16 protein-coding genes and 1 pseudogene are annotated in these 19,519 nt (G+C 37.3%); 11 read left to right on the forward strand and 6 right to left on the reverse strand.

Going from position 1 to position 19,519, the window contains the following annotated elements:
* The first annotated feature begins 4 nt into the window (after positions 1 to 4).
* From EL210_RS03560 to mobV, 5 genes and pseudogenes are all read left to right on the forward strand, one after another.
* The gene (locus EL210_RS03560) at positions 5 to 874 is read left to right on the forward strand and encodes a DUF6043 family protein (RefSeq protein WP_018920953.1); all 870 of its coding nucleotides are present in this window, start codon (positions 5 to 7) and stop codon (positions 872 to 874) included.
* A gap of 224 nt (positions 875 to 1,098) precedes the next feature.
* The gene (locus tag EL210_RS03565; protein ID WP_025879835.1) at positions 1,099 to 1,413 is read left to right on the forward strand and encodes a helix-turn-helix transcriptional regulator; all 315 of its coding nucleotides are present in this window, start codon (positions 1,099 to 1,101) and stop codon (positions 1,411 to 1,413) included.
* A 3-nt stretch (positions 1,414 to 1,416) separates the two neighbouring features.
* A pseudogene (locus EL210_RS03570) lies at positions 1,417 to 2,608 on the forward strand (primase-helicase family protein).
* Positions 2,609 to 2,876: 268 nt separating this feature from the next.
* Positions 2,877 to 3,767 carry a toprim domain-containing protein gene (locus EL210_RS03580; RefSeq protein WP_018920951.1) on the forward strand — a complete coding sequence of 297 codons (891 nt, stop codon included), beginning with the start codon at positions 2,877 to 2,879 and terminating at the stop codon, positions 3,765 to 3,767.
* A gap of 241 nt (positions 3,768 to 4,008) precedes the next feature.
* Positions 4,009 to 5,325, forward strand: a complete 1,317-nt coding sequence (mobV, locus tag EL210_RS03585) for a MobV family relaxase (protein ID WP_018920950.1) — start codon at positions 4,009 to 4,011, stop codon at positions 5,323 to 5,325.
* A 435-nt stretch (positions 5,326 to 5,760) separates the two neighbouring features.
* On the opposite strand, the gene EL210_RS03590 is transcribed toward mobV, so the two are convergent.
* Both EL210_RS03590 and EL210_RS03595 read right to left on the reverse strand, forming a co-directional pair.
* Positions 5,761 to 6,726 (reverse strand): reverse transcriptase domain-containing protein, encoded by a 966-nt coding sequence (locus EL210_RS03590; protein WP_232000426.1) that lies wholly within the window; start codon positions 6,724 to 6,726, stop codon positions 5,761 to 5,763.
* A gap of 322 nt (positions 6,727 to 7,048) precedes the next feature.
* A complete protein-coding gene (locus EL210_RS03595; protein WP_018920948.1) occupies positions 7,049 to 8,263 on the reverse strand; it encodes a phosphoribosyltransferase-like protein in 1,215 nt (404 codons plus the stop codon).
* A 748-nt stretch (positions 8,264 to 9,011) separates the two neighbouring features.
* Between EL210_RS03595 and EL210_RS03605 the strand changes: the two genes are divergently transcribed.
* The 6 genes from EL210_RS03605 (at position 9,012) to EL210_RS03630 (ending at position 16,274) form a co-directional block, all read left to right on the forward strand.
* The gene (locus tag EL210_RS03605) at positions 9,012 to 10,235 is read left to right on the forward strand and encodes a site-specific integrase (protein WP_018920947.1); all 1,224 of its coding nucleotides are present in this window, start codon (positions 9,012 to 9,014) and stop codon (positions 10,233 to 10,235) included.
* Between the two features lie 64 nt (positions 10,236 to 10,299).
* Complete coding sequence (locus EL210_RS03610; RefSeq protein WP_018920946.1) at positions 10,300 to 11,388, forward strand: DNA cytosine methyltransferase; 1,089 nt, start codon at positions 10,300 to 10,302, stop codon at positions 11,386 to 11,388.
* Positions 11,385 to 13,031, forward strand: a complete 1,647-nt coding sequence (locus EL210_RS03615; RefSeq protein ID WP_018920945.1) for an ATP-binding protein — start codon at positions 11,385 to 11,387, stop codon at positions 13,029 to 13,031. The genes EL210_RS03610 and EL210_RS03615 overlap by 4 nt, the downstream gene beginning before the upstream one ends.
* A 129-nt stretch (positions 13,032 to 13,160) precedes the next feature.
* The gene (locus EL210_RS03620) at positions 13,161 to 14,699 is read left to right on the forward strand and encodes an RNA-binding domain-containing protein (protein WP_018920944.1); all 1,539 of its coding nucleotides are present in this window, start codon (positions 13,161 to 13,163) and stop codon (positions 14,697 to 14,699) included.
* Positions 14,700 to 14,703: 4 nt separating this feature from the next.
* A complete protein-coding gene (locus tag EL210_RS03625) occupies positions 14,704 to 15,435 on the forward strand; it encodes a hypothetical protein (RefSeq protein WP_018920943.1) in 732 nt (243 codons plus the stop codon).
* Entirely contained in the window at positions 15,432 to 16,274 is an 843-nt protein-coding gene (locus tag EL210_RS03630) for an agmatine deiminase family protein (protein WP_018920942.1), read from the forward strand. Before EL210_RS03625 ends, EL210_RS03630 begins: the two co-directional genes overlap by 4 nt.
* Before the next feature lie 166 nt (positions 16,275 to 16,440).
* On the opposite strand, the gene EL210_RS03635 is transcribed toward EL210_RS03630, so the two are convergent.
* The 4 genes from EL210_RS03635 to EL210_RS03650 form a co-directional block, all read right to left on the reverse strand.
* Positions 16,441 to 17,088, reverse strand: a complete 648-nt coding sequence (locus EL210_RS03635) for a hypothetical protein (protein ID WP_018920941.1) — start codon at positions 17,086 to 17,088, stop codon at positions 16,441 to 16,443.
* Positions 17,089 to 17,090: 2 nt separating this feature from the next.
* Positions 17,091 to 18,011 carry a relaxase/mobilization nuclease domain-containing protein gene (locus EL210_RS03640; RefSeq protein WP_018920940.1) on the reverse strand — a complete coding sequence of 307 codons (921 nt, stop codon included), beginning with the start codon at positions 18,009 to 18,011 and terminating at the stop codon, positions 17,091 to 17,093.
* Entirely contained in the window at positions 18,008 to 18,361 is a 354-nt protein-coding gene (locus EL210_RS03645; RefSeq protein ID WP_018920939.1) for a MobC family plasmid mobilization relaxosome protein, read from the reverse strand. The genes EL210_RS03640 and EL210_RS03645 overlap by 4 nt, the downstream gene beginning before the upstream one ends.
* A gap of 141 nt (positions 18,362 to 18,502) precedes the next feature.
* Positions 18,503 to 19,432: a toprim domain-containing protein gene (locus EL210_RS03650; protein WP_018920938.1), complete on the reverse strand. Its 930-nt coding sequence runs from the start codon at positions 19,430 to 19,432 to the stop codon at positions 18,503 to 18,505.
* Positions 19,433 to 19,519 lie beyond the last annotated feature (87 nt).

Raw genomic sequence — 19,519 nt, forward strand, 5'->3', positions numbered from 1 at the left:
TACGATGAAAGAAAGTTTTGAAGATTTTAAGCGACTAATTAAGGAGTGGCTTGATACACACCCAAAAGAATATGGTTCATTTATTGAGGAAATGAATTGTAAGAACAGTGCTGGCTTTCAAAAAGTCTTTATGCTAGTAATAAAGTATGTACCGAAATATAAAGAAAAGGTCAAGGAAAGGATGTTCAATGATACTGTAAAGGATTTTTCTTCTTTGGAAAATATGTTAACTAATTCAGACCTTGCGGAACGATTGGTACATGAATTTCATAATACTGACAGGAAATCAATAGTTCCAGCAATGCTCGCATGGTTATATTTTGGTCGTAGCTATGAATGCATGGTAGAACATGGTGAAGCCCTAATTCAAAACAGTAAGACCAACCGACTACACAAATGGCTGCTTTCTTTACTGGTAAAATATATTATTCATAGAAGTATATTACTGGGAGAAAGAACAAGAGAAGATTGGAAGAGATTTCAACAATATAAGAAATCTAGAGATTCCAATAAACTTATTGAATCTGCTTTAGAGGAAGAACTTACAGATGAAGAGTCATCGGTAATCAACAAGAGACGTGGTAGACCTAAAGATGATAGAACTTTAGAAGAACTTATAAAGATAGAAAATAAAGAAATACTACTTGAAAAGATTAGGGCTAGGCTATTGACCAAGCCTACAGAGAAAGATATTGTTTACCTCAAAATAGCTTTGGAAGAAGAAAACTTGCTTAGAGAATGTGATATTGCACCATTCTATAGAGCATTATCTGACCATTATAATATTCGCCTGATAGGACTTCGAGGTATTCAGAAAGCCTATAAGGAACTTTCTGAAACCATAGGAAAAACAGGAATAAGGTTTGATGGATAGAGGAGAAGATCGTACTTCGATAGATGAAATCAAAGCCTTCTTATCAGAATAAAAGTTCGTTTAATTCGCTAAATATTTATATGAATTAAGCGTTTGATAAATCGTTGAAAATCAATTATTTCACGCTGTAAATTTGCAGTCGTCATCTCAAATAAGGTGGCGACTTTTTGTTTATTAACCCACCGATAACAGAAAGTCAAACAAGCAGGTGGAGTCTAAAAATTATGACGGATATTTTGTCTATTATTCAAGGCTCTAACGCACATGTGCGATTAGAGGTTTCTAGTGAGGATTTGTTGGCATTTTCCAATGACCTCATTAACCGTGCCAAAGACGAGCTTACTACTATTGTCGAAGAAGCACGTAAAGAACGATTTCTTTCAAAAGAAGAGGTAAAACAACTTTGTGGTGTCTGTGATGCTACCTTATGGCATTGGGGTAAAAAGAACTATCTAAAGCCTATAAAGGTTGGTAACAAAGTTAGATATAAAATGTCTGACGTGCAGAAAATTTTAGGAAATCATACTTCAAATATCTAACTTATGGAACAGGATGTATTTATTCGCGTTGGCACAACCTTATATAAAATTGTGAACCAACCACGCATCAATGGCGGTTTTGTCAAGAAGCGTATAGTGTGGAACAATGAAACGCTACGCCAGGACTATGGCAAGGATTTTCTGGCTACTGTTCCAAAGTACGATGGTTTCTGCACTATTCCTAATCATGGCAATTACCAAACCAGTGATTGACAAGTTCCTCAATCTCTATGAACCGATAGATCATCAGCCAAAAGAAGGAGATTTTCTGCATATTGAATCATTGATAAGACATATCTTCGGTGAGCAGTATGAGTTGGGCATGGACTACTTGCAGTTGCTCTATCTCCAACCAGTGCAAAAACTCCCCATCCTTTTGATGGTGTCAGAAGCACGCAATACTGGTAAGAGTACGTTCCTTAACTTTCTCAAAGCTGTTTTCCAGGACAATGTTACTTTCAATACCAACGAGGATTTTCGCAGTCAGTTCAATGCTGATTGGGCAGGTAAACTACTTATTGTGGTGGACGAAGTATTGCTTAACCGTAGGGAAGATAGTGAAAGATTGAAAAACCTTAGTACAACACTTTCCTATAAAGTGGAAGCAAAGGGTAAAGACCGAGATGAAATCTCCTTCTTTGCCAAGTTTGTGTTGTGTTCCAATAACGAGTTACTCCCTGTCATCATTGACGTGGGAGAAACCCGATATTGGGTTAGAAAGATAAATCGTTTGGAAAGTGACGATACTGACTTTCTTCAGAAGTTGAAAGCAGAGATACCTGCCTTTCTTTATTTTCTCCAGCATCGCACGTTGTCTACCCAAAAGGAAAGCCGTATGTGGTTTGCACCCAAGCTGACCTTTACACCAGCCTTGCAACGCATTATCCGTAATAACAGAAACAAGCTGGAACTAGAAATGTCAGAGTTGTGTCTTGACATCATGGAAACAAACAATGTCGAGGAAGTCTCTTTCTGTATCAATGATATGATGCCTCTTTTAAGTAATACTCAATGCAAGTATGACAAGGGGCAGATAAGGAGAATAGTGCAGGACATCTGGAAGCTTACACCAGTGTCCAATACGCTGACTTATACTACGTATCAACTTAGTTACAACGCTCCACAGTATTACTCTCCTATCCGAAGGACTGGCAGGTTCTATACTATTACCAAGGAGCAGCTTAAGAGTCTCTAAACAATTTTATATCCATTATTTTGATGAAATGATGAATAAGTTGTATAAAACATTCAGTATATGTTGTTTATGCTCTCATCTTTTGCTCATCGTGAATGTTTTGTTGATGAAAAAAGAAAAGGATAGTATTCTTCTTTTCGTCAGTAATTCCAGTTTGAAGAGTAATATGATGAGTGGATGATGAGTTTTCAACTATCTGATTACCATATAGATAAGATCAAATTCATCAAATCATCAAATTTATCATCACTTTAACTTCCATATAATTATGAATATTGACCAAATAAAAAAGATAAAGTTGCAGGAATTTCTTGCAACAATAGACTGCAAACCCGTAAAACAGTATGGTGTGAACCTCATGTACCTATCACCACTTAGAACGGAGAAGCACGCATCGTTTAAGGTAAACACCGAACTTAATCTATGGTACGATTTCGGTATTGGCAGAGGTGGTAACATCATTGACCTTGCAGAATTGCTCTACAACTCTTCAGATGTGTCGTATCTCATTCACCAGATAGAGCGTAATGCACCAAGCTGTGTATCGGTAAGTCTGCCTACAGCCAAGCCGAACACACCGCAGAACTCCTTTGAAAATCTTCAGGTACTTTCCATCAGTCATCCTGCGCTTATCAAATATCTTGGGGAAAGATGTATAGACATTGAAATAGCACGAACAGTATGTAAAGAACTGCACTTTGATACAAGGGGTAAACATTACTTTGGTATTGGCTTTCCAAATATTGCAGGTGGCTACGAAATACGTAATTCGTTTTTCAAAGGAGGTATCACTCCAAAAGACATCAGTCTATTTCATAATGAGGAATCAAAGCAATCGTGTTTAGTCTTCGAGGGTTTCATGGACTTCCTTTCATTTATGATGCTCCGAAGAAAGGAAAATGACGGACTAAAACGACAAGATTATTTGGTACTCAACTCTGTGTTAAATGTTCAGAAGGCATTAGAACCATTATCACATTATGAGAATGTTCAATGTTTTTTGGATAATGACGAAGCAGGACGAAAGGCATACCAAGCATTGCTTATGGGGCTTAAAGTTCCTGTTATCGACTCTTCAGGTCTTTATGCTGACTGCAAGGATCTCAATGAGTTCCTTTGCCGTCAGAACAGGCTGTTACAGAAGCCTGTTAGGGAATAACGGAGAGGACTCAAATCATGAGAATTTCGCACCTCTTGCCTACGGAGTATTTTATGGCAATAAAATGCCATAGGGGCTCATTAGGGAATTTTTCGAGCCGCAATACAAGTAATGCTAAAAATTCCCAATGAGCCGAGGGCGTTACACCCCTCTGGACTCCCAGTTTTTTAAAATGGTACTTTTATCGTCTTGCCAAGTGGACGATGTAAGTACCTCTACAACGAACTAAAAAAAATATAATATGGCAAATTTTGTAGTTCTCCATCTGGAGAAAGCAAAAGGGGCAGATACCAAGATGTCTGCCCATATAGAAAGAACTTTCATTGCAGGCAATGTAGATGGAAGTCGAATACATCTCGACCGAGAGTTGATTGCGTTTCCAGAAGGGGTAAAATCACGTTCAGCAGCCATTGATCACAGAATTGAAAATGCAAAACTCAAACGGAAAGTTGGAAAGAATCAAGTGCATGCTATCCGCATAATGCTATCTGCCAGTCCTGAAGCAATGGAAAGGATAGAGCAAGAAGGCAGACTTGATGATTGGTGTGAGCAGTCGGTGGAGTGGATGCAGGAAACCTTTGGCACAGAAAACCTTGTCTCTGCTGTTCTTCATTTAGATGAAAAAACTCCTCATATCCATGCTACGGTGGTTCCCATAGTAACAGCTACTCGTAGGAAGAAGAAATCAGAAGAGAATGTGAAGAAGCATTATCGCAAGAAAGCAGATGGAGCCCGATTGTGTGCAGATGATATTATGACACAAGCCAAGCTGAAGAATTATCAGACATCCTACGCCAATGCCATGCATTCCTTTGGATTAGAGCGTGGTACTGATGGTTCAGAAGCAAGACACATCTCTACTCGTGAGTATTATACCGAGCAATACCGAAAGGCTGAAAACCTTAAGGAGGATATTTCTCTTTTGGTAGAGCAAAAGGAGAAGGTGGCAGAAGATTTATCAAAAGCAAAATCTGAACTGAAGCAGACTACGCTGAAAAAGGATATCAGCAATGCCAGTTCTAATGTGGCTCGTGCTATTGGTTCTCTCTTTTCAACGAAAGATCAACATATAATAGAAATGTTGAACAAACAAATTATTGAAAAAGACAATGTTATAGACTCTCTTAAAAAGACAATTTGTGCAAATGAAATTCTTATTCAAACAGAGAAAGATAAAGTAGATTCTGCTAGAGAAGAGTTGAGGAACTTTAAACAAGAAATAGAGCATTGGTATCCTGGAATATGCGTCAATGTGGATTTTGCCAATCGGTGTTCCAAATCCTATCGGATAAAAGATGAGATTATAAAACAGTTGTTGAATGGAAAAAGAGTTGTATGTTCTGGACAATTCAGACCTATGGGCGAGAAAGTCCCATTCGAACTTGACAATGCAGTATTCTCGTCTAAGATAACAAGCAAAGACCATCGCACGCTATTGATTAATGGTGAGTTAGTTGCAGACATAATTAAGAATAGGCGTGAGCAATGGAATCTTGAAAGAAAAATGAAGGAGGCAATGGAAAGAGCACAGAGAGTATCGAGTGGAATGAGGATGTAAAAATCGGCAAGCCCAACCAAGTTAGAGTCTTGAGTGGGCTTGTTATGCAGTATTTCAGTCTATAATTGGCCAATACTATCTAAGATTCAGATTTGGATGACTCTTCTTGCAAACTTGCTAAAAAAATAGTGCGAAGAAGTATAAAAAGAACATGAAGGTTTTCGAGAATAGCAACAATGATGAGAATTGGACTGATGTATTATATCAATATGGATTCCTTTTTTGGACAGCCTGAGAACAACTGAAAAGAGTACTTTATGGAGCAAGAAATATCTCCTCCACAATGCAAGGAAATTACATAGCATGGTCTTTTCAAAGATGAAAATAGCTCATCCCTAATAAACAAAGAGATGAGCCATACAGGTTATTGGGCTAGCGAACAGTAATAAACTAACACAACCCCAACAACTCCATTTGTAAATTCTGCTATACATATCACAATAAGCCCCAATCTAACGCATTAGCCTTTGCAATCATATCCTTGGCGATCTCAGGTTCAATGGAATAAACATACAGTATTTTACCATACAGCCATTGGCGGGCATGAGAATATCCCGGCATTACGTGATCAAAATGTGCTTGGGTTCCATACTTCTCACAAAAATGAAGATGTCTATAGATTTGTCGCTTGAACTTCTGAGGTACACGAGGTTTTTCTCCATCTATAAGAATACCTGTAACCATTTGACGAGATTCAGGTCCATAAGTTCCTGTCTTGCTATAATTCAACTTTAGTGATTCCTCTTCAACTATCTTTTTGAGAAAACTCTGTGTAGGAAGTTTCTCAAGTTCGTTCGCAGAGAATGTCAAATCATCAGCATATCTAGTGTAATGTATTCCGTTCAAGTCGGCAAATTTTGCTAATCTGCTGTCTAATCCACGGCATATCAGATTAGCTAAAGCTGGGCTTGTTGGAGCACCTTGTGCCAGAACCGCCTTAGGCTTATTATACAAATATCTGAAACAACTCTGTTTGTACCCCCTAAGACTTTGGTACTTTTCTTCTTTTAATTTCAAAGTGCATAACGTAGCCAAGTCGTGACTCACGGCTGGCGAATAACCTATTTCTAAAAAGATACCATAGACGCGCTGTACGGTTATACTCTCGAAGAAATCCTTGAAATCAAACTTGCGTATGAAAGACATACCAACATGAGGACTTGCATTTTGAAAAGTACTGCCACCCTTGACAAATCCCTTACTCTGGGGATGAACAGGAATCTTGTCCAAAATCTCATGCAATATCCATCGTTGAATACATTTTAGGTTCTGATATGGAACAACTATCCGCCTCCTCTTGCTACTATGTTTTTTCTTGATTGTAAAATATGCATAATAACCATCAATGTGGTCTTTGATGGAAATAAGTTCAGAATACTCTACACTTACTATGCCTGCCAAGTGTTTAAGTGAAAATATTACTGGCAGTCCCTTCTTTATCAGGTTATCTGTATATTCTATAATAGAGGAACGGAATTGAGAATTACATCCGTTCAGTTGTCGTATAAAAGAGTCTCTCGGGAAATCCATAACATCAATCTATTACTCCTACTGGATATAACAGCCGATCAGGCTGTTAATAATGGCTGACCTCGGCAGCCATTATTATCAGTATTAATGATACTTAATTCTATGCTCACAGCCAAGGGGCTGCAACAAATCAAGGAAATAGCCAAGGAAATAGCCAAGGAAATAGCAGTCCTCAATTTTTTTCGCTAATAGATTAATCTCTGGAAATCCCAAGAAACTTATAGGGTATATATACATATTCTTTTTTTATTATCATATCTATTACCAAGGAGCTTGCCTCAAACTCTTTCTTACGTATACTTGTATAAGTCCTCCTTCCTTCATCTGTCAGCAACCCGTCTTCTCTGAGAAGATTCCTTTGAACAGCATTTTCACAGAGTTGTTCATATTGCTTATGAGTCGTTTCCAACAACAAACAAATGTATGAGTCAGAGCGCTTATGATATTTACCATGCAACAACCCAATCAATTGAATAGATTCACGACCAAAATCATTAAATAGACGATTGATATGACCTTGGCTTATTTTTTGAGCAATACTAATCCATTTATATTTCAACCGTTCATAACTTTCATCACGACGTGTTCTGTCAAATAGTCTTCGAGGGAAGAGTGGAACCCATTTTTTGCCATTATCCGAACGCCTCTTACTTGCCCAAAGAATAGGCAAAGTATTATTCGGAGTAGTATGGTCGAAACATACCAACGATTGACTGTTGGCATAGCCCAATGGGCCAATATACAAATCCATCCCTTTTACATATTGTTTCTTAGGATAAAGACATGCTCCATATTTAAGAGCGAAGTCTCTGACAACCTTCATTCTCGGAGGATAGCCAAATACAGAATGTCTTCGTACAAAAGCCGGCTGGTGCACATCTCCATAAACAGCGACATTTCTCACAGATAACAATGTTCCAGCTTTTTGCATATAAGCAACACATAAACAAGCAACTACACTCCCTTGTGGTATGTTGGGAGTTATCTGTTCTAATAATTTGCAAGCGCTTCCTCCTGAACCTAAGAAATCATCAAGAAGAACAACAAGATATGGCGTATCGCTGTATGAGAAATTGTTGTCAACAAAACTCCACGAGATATGATTAAATCGACCTATAATCTTTTTAATGTGGTACGCCATTACTACACCGCTTTTCCCGATGCCACCAATAGGATATATTGCAATAGGCATTCCAGAATGTGCTCTTATGATTTGTTGTAAGCCATCTTCTAACACATTAGCACACCTCGTTTCAGAGTAAAAGGAAACTTGGTTGAGCAATGTCAGGGCTGTTCCCCAATCACTTTCCTCAAAATTATATAGCCATGCAAGAATATCCGCTTCTGAAATTTGTTCATCAAAGCGATACCTCAGCGTGACGAGTACTTGTGTGTCGATTTTTAGCATATGATAAAAGAATATTATGTCACCTTAATTCTGCAGCACAAAATCTTGTAAAAATCCTAAGTATCAGAAAAACAAGGTCCTAACAACACTTGTTCATGCAAGAAATTTCACCTTTCTTGGTACTGCAAAAATAATAAGCAAAACATCTGACATGACAAAGGTAAAAAATAAAAATGAAAGCATTACTTTTTTCAGAGGAATTTATCGCATCATAAAAGTTTTTTCAAAATAGAATATTGAAAGACTTACTGATCATCAGTTTATCCCTACTCACAAATCTGATGCGGAGTATTCTTACAAGCGAAGACTACAGCTATTTCTCCAGTTGGTCTCCATTGGGGCATCATTTGGTAACTCTTTATTCTTAATTTCATATACTACTAACCAGGAAATTCTACTGCTATAGAAAGATAAATGGGAACAAATTGGGAACATTTATAAAATAAGAAAAAGCTAAGTGTTGAGTAATCAATTACTTAGCTTTTTACTTAGTACCCAGACCCGGTACAAGATAGTGAAAACAAGAGAAACGAAAAGAATATATAATGCTGATAATCAGCAATTTGCATTTTTCTTATTTTTGCCAAATTAGCCCATTTTTGCCTATTTTTGGTTGGATAGTACACTTTTAGTACACTTTGATATTCGGGAATTTTTAGTATCTTTGCAAAATAAGAAAACATCTGAAAATTAATGAGTTAATGGTTTTATCCGGTTTGATACACATTTAGGTACATAACTATCAATTATGGCAAAGTTAGAGAATAAAGCAAAGGAAAACCCGAAATTGGAGCAAAATGTGCTTGCTGATGGTCGGATTAGTCTCTATTTGGAGTATTATCTCGGTAGAGAAGAAACACCAGTTTTGGATGATAATGGCAATCCTGTTTTGTATGAAACGGGGAAGATGATGGGTAAACCAAAAGTTCACATCAAACACAACAGACGAAAAGAAAACCTGCAGTTGTATTTAATAGCCAAGCCACGCACTCCTGCCGAGCGACAACAGAACAAAGAAACGCTTGAATTGGCTGCCAAGATTCGTGCGGAACGTGAACAGCAGTTTAAGGAAAGTATGCTCGGTTATCGTTTGAAGAAAGATAGAAATATCAACTTCTTAGACTATTATCAGGCTTACATTGATAGCTATACCAAGAAAGACCTGCGAATGATTAAGATTGCTTTGAATCGTTTTAAGGACTTTCTGAAAGAGTACTACCCTCTCTATGAGTTTAGTATCAAGCCCGATTTGATAACGAAGGAAATGATGGAGCGTTTTGTGGAGTATCTGCAATCACGAAGTGTTGGTGAAGGCGCAAAGAGTATCTACCAGCGTTTCAAGAAAGTGGTGCGCTACGCCATTGACCATGAAGTGATGCTGAAAGACCCATGTAAGGGTGTGGTATGCAAGGTTGATGAGCAGATTTTGCGTAAAGATGTGCTGTCAATGGATGAAATCCAATCTTTGATTCAATGTCATTACGACAACGAGAACCCAAATGTGCGACGAGCATTTATTCTCTGCCTATATTGTGGTCTGCGTTTCTGCGATGTGAAAGACTTAACTTATAAGAACATCGACTACACCAACCATCTGTTGAAGTTTGAGCAGAATAAAACCAAAGGACATTCAGCCAATAGTGGTGTGGTTATCCCATTGAACGATGGTTTGCTCTCATTGATAGGAGAAGCTCCCGAAGACTTAGACGCCTCCATTTTTAATTTGCCTACATACGAGAGTTGTTGTAAATCCGTAAAACGGTGGGTAAAGCGTGCAGGTATCAATAAACACATCAGCTGGCATTGTGCCCGCCACAGCTTTGCCGTGAACATCCTGAATAATGGTGCCAATATCAAGACCGTTGCAAGTCTTTTAGGGCATAGTGGATTGAAGCACACAGAGAAATACACTCGTGCTGTGGATAAGTTGAAGTCGGAGGCTATCAATAGTTTGCCAGGGTTGAATTTATAAGTAAATATCTCGTGTTTGTAGCAAATTATGTTTATCTTTGCACATATTAACTAACAATTTGAATATGCTCCACAAAAGGTTTCATAAAAGACGAGGAAGATTACCATCAGTAGAGGTTGTAGATCTATTTTGCGGAATAGGAGGGCTTAGTTATGGAATGAAATCACAAGGTTTTAAAATTCTCAAAGGTTTTGATTTGGATGCGACCTGCAAATATTCTTATGAGACTAATAACGAAGCTGAGTTTCAATATAAAGATATAAGGAATGTCACTCAAAAAGATATATTGCCTCTTTATTCTAAAAATTCTATTAAAGTTTTAGCGGGATGTGCACCATGCCAGCCCTTCTCTTCTTATGCTTTTAAGAATAAGACTAAGGATAAAGAAAAATATAGTCTTTTAGATGAATTTGGGCGATTAGTAAAAGAAGTTCATCCTGATATAGTAACAATGGAAAATGTACCTGCTATTACATCCTTTAAATTAAAATCGGTTTTGTCTGACTTTATTAAGGTGTTACAGGAGGAGAATTTTTTTGTAACGTATCAGGTTGTATATTGCCCCAATTATGGAATTCCACAAACTCGTAAGCGTTTGGTGCTTCTAGCTTCGCGTTGGGGTGAAATCAAAATAATTCCACCTACTCATACAAAAGAAAATTATGTAACAGTACGAGATGCTATAGGGTATCTTCCACCATTAGAAGCAGGACATTGTTGCCCTACAGATTCATTACATAGGTGTCGTGAATTAACTCCTTTGAATATGGAAAGGATAAAGGCAACTCCTTACGGTGGAAGTTGGAAAGATTGGCCAAAAGATTTGATATTAAATTGCCATAAGAAGAATGGCGGTAAAAGTTTTGGTAGTGTCTATGGTCGTATGGTGTGGGATAAACCTGCTCCAACGATGACTACTTTATGTACAGGTTTGGGCAATGGCCGGTTTGGGCATCCTGAGCAAAATAGAGCCATATCTGCCCGTGAAGCTGCTTTGTTTCAAACTTTCCCTAATACTTATAAATTTTTCCCACATGAACAAGACGTTTCATTAACAAAAGTCTCTCGGTATATAGGAAATGCAGTTCCTCCGAAATTAGGAGAAGTAATAGCAGAAAGTATTAAGCAACATTTAAGAAATATCCAATTATGAAACAATATAATTTTAACATATCACTTAGTATTCTCAATCATTTGGGAAGAAATCTTTATAGAAATTTTATAACAGTCCTTGGAGAAGCTGTATCTAATTCATGGGATGCAGATGCGCATAATGTTTATATCACCATAGATCGTGAAGCAAGGATACTTATTGTTCGTGACGATGGTGAGGGTATGGATGAGGATGATTTTCAAAATAAATTTTTGAAAATTGGATATTCTAAGCGAAAAGATAAGAGTACGCATACAAATAGCGGACGTCCATATATAGGAAGAAAAGGTATTGGTAAATTAGCTCTACTTTCATGTGCCCAAACAATAACAGTTCTTACAAAAAAGGAAAAAGAAGAATTGGTTGGTGGAATAATTGATAATGCAGGGCTTGATAAAGCTATCAGAAATGACATATCTTCTGATGAATATAATCTAGGCGTGCCAGATGATACTATAATTGCAACTTATAAAGAACGATTAGGTAAAGAAGGGACCGTTATAATCTTTCAAGATTTAAAAGACGGTATTCGCAATAGAGTTGAATATATAACAAAGTTAGTAGCTTTATATTTCCGTTTTTCTTTAAAGGATCCTAAATTTAATATTTATATAAATGAAAAGCTAATAACTATTAAAGAACTGAATTCTATAAAAGATAAAACCCAGTTTGCTTGGATACTTAATGATACGGAAGATCCTTATATTAAGGATAGTAAATTTCTTAAATCTAAAATTATTCCATTAGAGAACGCTGCTATAAAAGGTTTTGTCGCATCTGTAGAGAAGCCTTCTGATATAAAAATAAAAGGGACAGATGAAAAGGTAACCATTGATTTGTATGTAAATGGACGGTTGAGAGAAAAGGATATATTGCGGCATATTCCTATTGCACGAATTGTTCAAAGCTACCTTTATGGACAGATACATTTTGATAGTTTAGATGATGACATAGATCGTTTCACAAGTAGTCGAGAAGGAGTTGTTCCTGATGATCCTAAGTTTAAGGAGCTATTGAAAGTTTTAAATGAAGTAATTAAGACTGTTATGAATGACTGGGACATATGGCGTACAGAAATTAATGAAGATGGCGATCTAGAAAATCCAAGAATGACCAAGAAGCAAAGGAAATCACAGGAATTGTTTAATGTCGTGGTGGAAGATTTTAAACCTTCTAAAGATAATGAGCCAAGTCGAAAAAAAGTTGAAGGCTGGATAAAAGAAATAAGGGAAGATGCAGAATTTAATCTTTCCTCCTATGGAGAATGTTTTGCGGCAGAAAATTTATTAAGAAAATATATAAACGATAAGCAGATTGAAATTCCTGAAAAAATTCAGAAAGAAATTAATGAAAAATGGGAGCCTAATGCTAAAAAATATAAAGAAGCCGCAAATATTAATTTTAATATAAGAGAAGGAGAATCTAGTTTGTCTTATTTGGACATGGACAATTTGTCTTTTATAGCTGATGATGAGAAAGACAAGCAAAAAAAGGCATGTTTGTTAAGAGACGCTGCAGAATATAAACCAATTAGGGATGCTTTGTCTCATACGGCAAGATTAACAAAATTAGCAAAAGATAAATTGAATATGACATATGAAAACATAAAAGCTCGTATTATTGTTTTGCTGAATAGAGCATAACGATATTGGACTGGAAGGAAATATATCAATTAGGTAAGAAACAATGCTGTAAATAAGACTTGTCTGAAGGGCAAATTATTAACGACACTTTATAGATGTCACCTTTATTTTTAGCATAAAATCAATGGTATGACTATACAAGAAATACAGACTCGTAAGGAAGACCAGACGTTTGATTGCAAGAGCATTCAAATTGAACCGAAAGCATTGGCTATTACCATTGTGGCATTTGCCAACGCAGATGGTGGTGTTATTGCCATTGGCGTATCTGATAAGACTCGGAAGATAGACGGAGTTGACCAGCATACGGAAAAGCTAAATGAGTTGCTTCGTGTGCCTTTAGATTTCTGTAATCCTTCTGTACCCATTACCAGCGACTTACTGCCTTGTATAGATAAAGATGGAAATGACAACCATATATTGTTAATGTATATTCCTGCAAGTTCTGAGTTGCATGCCAACCAAGTAGATGAAGCCTATATGCGTGTTGGCGATAAAAGTAGAAAACTGTCTTTTGAGGAGCGCATACAGCTGATGTATGATAAGGGCGAACGTTATTATGAAGATACGGCTGTGTATGGTGCTACTGTAGATGATATAGATATGACTGCTGTCGAAAGATATACAGAATTGATTGGTTATACCAAATCTCCCAAGCAATATCTACAAGAGAATAATGGCTTCATAACTACCAACGCCAAGGGAGAGGAGCAAGTTAGTGTGGCTTGTACTCTGTTGTTTGGTAAATATCCTCAGAAGTTCTTTCCTCGTGGGCGTACTCGTTTCATCCGTTATAAAGGTACAGAAGAGCGAGTGGGTGCAGAGATGAATGTAATTAAGGACGTAACTTTTGAAGGGACGATACTTGATCAGGTGAAAGCCACGATAGCGTATCTTGAAACCCAAGTAGAGGAACATACATTTCTTGGGCAGCATGGACAGTTTGTAACCAATAGAGATTATCCAAAGTTTGTGATTCAAGAGATGGTGGTCAATGCTTGCTGCCACCGTGCCTACAACATCAAGGGCACGGAAATCCAAATCAAGATGCTTGACGATCGCCTTGTTTTCGAGTCTCCGGGCAGACTACCTGGAACGGTCAAGCCTACAAACATACGTCATACACACTTCTCTCGCAATCCAAAAATTGCTCAATTCCTTAAAGTGTACGACTTTGTGAAAGAATTTGGTGAGGGTGTGGATCGTGTGTGTAGAGAGTTGGAAGCTAATAGGTCGCCAATCCCTACATATCATTTGGATGATTTTATCCTTAAAATTACAGTTCCAAAAGTTATACATCGGTCTATAACCAATGGCAATGCGACTGTAAATACCAAAAATGCAACTGTAAATGCAACTGCAAATAGTCCAAAAGATACTGTAAATGCTCAAAACGCGACTGTAAATACCGAAAATGCAACTGTAAATTCCAATGATACTATAGATAGATTAATAGCAAAAGCAGCCGAACAGGGGGATAAACTTACAGCGAACCGTATCTCTATTTTACGACTGATGGTAGAAAACCCTTATATTACAAAGGAAGAAATGGCTTCTATTATAGGATTGAGTGGTAGTACAATCATGCGTAATATTGAATTTATGCGTGGCAAGTATCTTCGTAGAGTCGGCTCGGATAAAAGTGGCTTCTGGGAAATTATAGAATAGAAATATGGAAACGAATTTATTGCTTGCATTAAAACAGTTTCAGCATAATGTTGAAGTAAATCCCGATTGTTTAAGAAATTTAATAGGAGAGAAACTATTAGAAGAACAATTTTCCATGGTAGCAGACACCTTATTATTTGGTGGATTTCTGTTAATAAACAGGAGATTTGAGATTTATGCCCATTCTATAGAATTTTATTTTCATGTAGAGAAGTCGGCTAATCAAGAGTTTGTTCATGATCCTGTTATGTTTCATCGAAATAAATTAGATGATGCAGATTATAGGACTGTGAATACACCATATTTGAAGATAGGAAGTTTCTATTTGCATAAATTTGGTCTGGATATTACTTTTGAGAAAGAAGGCGAATATCGCGCATCCATTCTAATCAAAACCTTTAATGTCGTTGATAGAAATGAGCGAAGTAATAAAGCAAATTTAAATAGAGATAAGAGGATGGCAAGCTCGTATATTTATGACTATCTCCAGTTTATGGAGCCAGACAATGATACATTAAAGTCGGCTATCCAAATGGAATGGTTACCAGAATTACAAATACTGCCATCATTTTGTTCTGTAGCAGCCCCACGCATTAATATTAATAAATTCGTCATTGATAACAATGGAAATCAAACCTCTATAAAGTCACCAGAGAAAGATACCCGACCATGGCGATACTATCGAAAAGAACCTTATCATCTGCTAACAAACTTACTAAAAGCAAGAAGGGTATGATATTATCAAGTCAAACCAACAGTGTATACTTCTCGGCTCATTTGGCCAATGATTATAGGCAATTGTACGAAGCGGTGAAGTCTGTCTTACAAGATTATCAGATACATGTAGATGTTTTGTGTAAGACTGCAGATTATTGGTGTCGTGACTATATGCCAATACAGGTTACGGATAATACTTTTGTAAAGTATAAGTACAAGCCAGACTATTTGAATAAGAGGGGAAAACGTGAGTTTATTACGAATGTAGACGAACCTTTATCTTTTCTCAATCTCAATGATAACAAGTTTATTAATCTCTCAGATATTACTATTGATGGTGGTAATGTCGTTAAGACTCCGTATCATGTTCTAATGACAGAAAAGATATTTATAGAGAACCCACAATATCAAAATAAATTAAAATTAATCTATCGCTTAGAAAAAGCTTTCCAAACAGAGATAATAATACTTCCTTGGTGTAACAGGTCGCAAGATAAGTGTGGCCATACAGATGGTATGGTAAGATTTGTAAAAGACAAAGAATTATTAATGGCAGACTATACCAATTTTGCTCCAAGAAATGGAAAGCGAATAAGAAAGATATTAGAGGAGAATGGCTATATTGTGCATGAACTTCCATTACCTTATACTATCAATGATTCGTGGGCTTATATTAATTTTCTGCAAACATCTAAGGTAATTTTAGTGCCTGGACTCAATTTAAAAACTGATAGTATAGCCTTAGAGTATTTACAGTCTTTATTTCATAGCCAAAAGATAATACGAATACCTGCTCCTTATCTAATTAGTAAATATGGAGGAGCCTTTAATTGTATGTCATGGAATATTAAAGAATAGATTTTCCGGATGTCTTCTTTTACTATATCTACCATAATAGCTTTTTATGCCTAATTTCTTGACAAGTAGAAGTAGTTATAAAGATCACAGTGTCAAAGACGATGGAAAAAGTGATATAACAAGCCCAACCAAGTATTCTGTTTGGTTGGGCTTGTTCCATATGAGGCTACTTCAGTTTCCTTTGCATCAGACTATCTGCCTTCTGCTTCAATTCCAAGTCGTAGCCATCAGCTTCCTTTTTGATTTTTCCGATTGTGGTTTCGTTACGATGAATGTCAAACACATCGTTGAGCCATAGGATTTCTTTCGGGCTGCAACCTCGCCACACTCTGATAATTCGGAACTTCAAGGCATCGTCTTTGTATTGCTGTTTGCTTTGCCACAGCCAGAAGTTGCCGACCAAAGAAACAAGAAAAGCAACTGCTGTTATAACCACATAAGTAAAAACTTTAGACGACTTGATGTCAAAGCTATGCTTGTGGATATGTTCTTGCGGTTGTGGTTGCTTTTTCTGCTCCTCCCACTCATGTAGCATAGTCAATACGCTTGCCACCAATTTATCAATAGATTTGGCTTCCTCATCCTTGATACGCATTTGTATGGCTATATACTTATTGAGTATTTCCTTCGTCCGTAGTTCATACTGTTTGAGCAATTCTTGGTCTTGTTGCTCATTACTTTGCGCTGGAGCAGTAGGTGTAGGAAGAGAAACAGAACTGATGTCCTTTTCTTTAAGTTCCCTTACTTCCTTATAAATTATTTCCAATTTGTTCTTGATTTCCTCAAAGAGGACAAATGTATTATTATCTGCCATAGTTATAAATGTATTTTACGTTTTTTCTTTTTCTTCTTTTTCTCAAGTGTATTGTAAACTTCTGCTGGGAGTGTGCCGTGAGACTGAAATAGATCTAATCCTCCCTTGATGAAGTCATTAACAAGTGTGCTCGTAGCATCTGCAACATCTGATATAAGATTGACGGTTCCTTGTGCCTGTTGACAGTTTTCTTTGTTATTCTGCTGCAAGGCAAAATCAATCTTGGAATAACTGCAACTCCTGTCCACCTTTGAGCCATTGAAGTGGTAGCCGTTCTTCTCAAAGATAATACCTTGCACTTCCTGTGTATTGCCTTTATACTTAAAGCGCACATCAATCCCTTCATTTCTCAGGTGAGCGAGTAATGATTTCCAATTCCTGCTTTTAGGAATCTTTTCCCTTAAAGCCTGATAAATCTCATACTTGGTCTTGTCTGGTTCTTTCAAGCGGTGTTCCTTGATTTTCTCCTTGCCACTGGCAAAGTATAAATCATATTTGGCGGTCAGTTCCTTACAAATCTTCTCGCTTCTGAATCTGTCGTTTTTGTCGGAGATGGTCTTGCCGTTATTGTCTATCCGATTGAAAGCAATATGAACATGCGGATGTTCTTTGTCAAAATGGCGACCTATGATATACTGCGTATCTTTTATCCCCATTTTCTCCATATACTCACGAGCCACCTGCACCATGAACTCATTGCTTAATCTTGAAGCATCCTGTGCGGAGAAACTAAGCGAGATATGCCCTACAACCTTACTTACTCGTGGATTCAATTCTATCTGGTCAATGAAACTTTGGACAATATGGCTAATACTGTCTGTTCGCACTCCAGAACTGTCTATAAGTTCAGTTCCTTTCTTTGGATCGAGGATGTAATTGATGACACCCTTGAAGCCCGAACCTTTCATAATCTTAGCTATCATCTTCGTATCAAATTTAGGATTTCATCAATCTTAGCAAGGATAAGTTTATGGAAGGGCGCAATGGTATAGAAACCCTCCGCATTGGCACGATGTGCCAACTGATTGAGATTGTTTGCCATACCACACAGCTTGCGAATGAAGTCAGCCTGCTCCATGGTCAAGCGTTCTATCACATTCCCTTTATCGAGAACTCTTCTTACAAATTCACTCATGGATATTCCTGCACTCTTAGTTTTGCCCTTGAGTGTATAGTAATCCTCAGTGGTAAGCTTTACCGTGATGCGGTATTTCTTTTTTTCGGCTGCGCCTTTGGTCGGACGACCGCCTTTGTTGTATTCTGATTTAGTCATAATTGTTTTTTACTTTGATTTGATGGAGACCAGCGGGATAATCCTCTACACCTACCTTGGATGGTGGAGCAAGTGGTTTTGGTATGCCCAAAACATAAACTTGCTCCCCGAAAAATAGGAGATGTAAGACTTCTACCACTTTTATAATCTAAGTCCCTTGTTTCTTTTTACTTCTGCTTTCTCTGGATGCTTAATTTCTGCACATAAATACTCGTTGAAGTCCTTAAAGCCATTGTATAGCATGGAGCAATTAGAAACAGAATCACCTAATCTTTTGGCTAATTGTTGATAAGCATTCCTGCCTGCATCATCATTATCCAAGTAGCATTGGATGCTGTCGTAATGCGACAATTTCTCTGTAATCTTATGAATATTTGATACAGAATTGAGTACCACATAATCTTGTTGGCTTAACCCCGTCCGCTGCGGATTCTTCAGTTTCCTTAATGTCATAAAAGACAAAAAGTCCATAAAGCCCTCGAAAAGGCAACAATTCTTCTTCGACTCATGGGCATAGAAAACACTAATATCCTTTGGAGCAATGCAGCCTTTGAAGAACGGGTTGCGTATTTCATACCCACCTGCACTATTGGGAAAACCAATCCCGAAATAGTGCTTACCATTAGAGTCGTAATGGAGTTCTTCACACACAGCGGTAGCTACTTCCATGTCAATACATCTTTCATGTAAGTATCTGATAAGGGCAGGATGTGTCAAAGGTAGAACTTTTAAGTTCTCAAAGGGGTGTGCGTGTTGTGGTGATTCCTTCCTTGAATAAGGAATAGATAAGGGATGCACACAACTTGGAGCATTGCGTTCTATCTGTCTAATAAGATAGGACACATCGGAAGACTTATATAGTTCCTCTGCCAGAGCGATGATGTTTCCACCTTTTCCTATTCCAAAGTCATACCATTGGTTGAGATTTGTGTTTACCTTGAATGAAGCATGGTGTTCTGTACGAAAGGGGGAGAGATACCATAACTTGTTACCTTGTTGTTTGATAGGTGTATGTCCCAGACTTGCAAGAAAATCTTGCAGTTTTATTGTTTTAATTTCTTGAATGTTCATATTACAATGAAGTTGAATGGTTTGAAAAATTGATGATTTGATGAAATGAAACATAATCTACTCGTTATAAACGACTTATGTACTCAT

Origin of the sequence: Segatella oris (assembly GCF_900637655.1) — a bacterium.
GTDB lineage: Bacteria > Bacteroidota > Bacteroidia > Bacteroidales > Bacteroidaceae > Prevotella > Prevotella oris.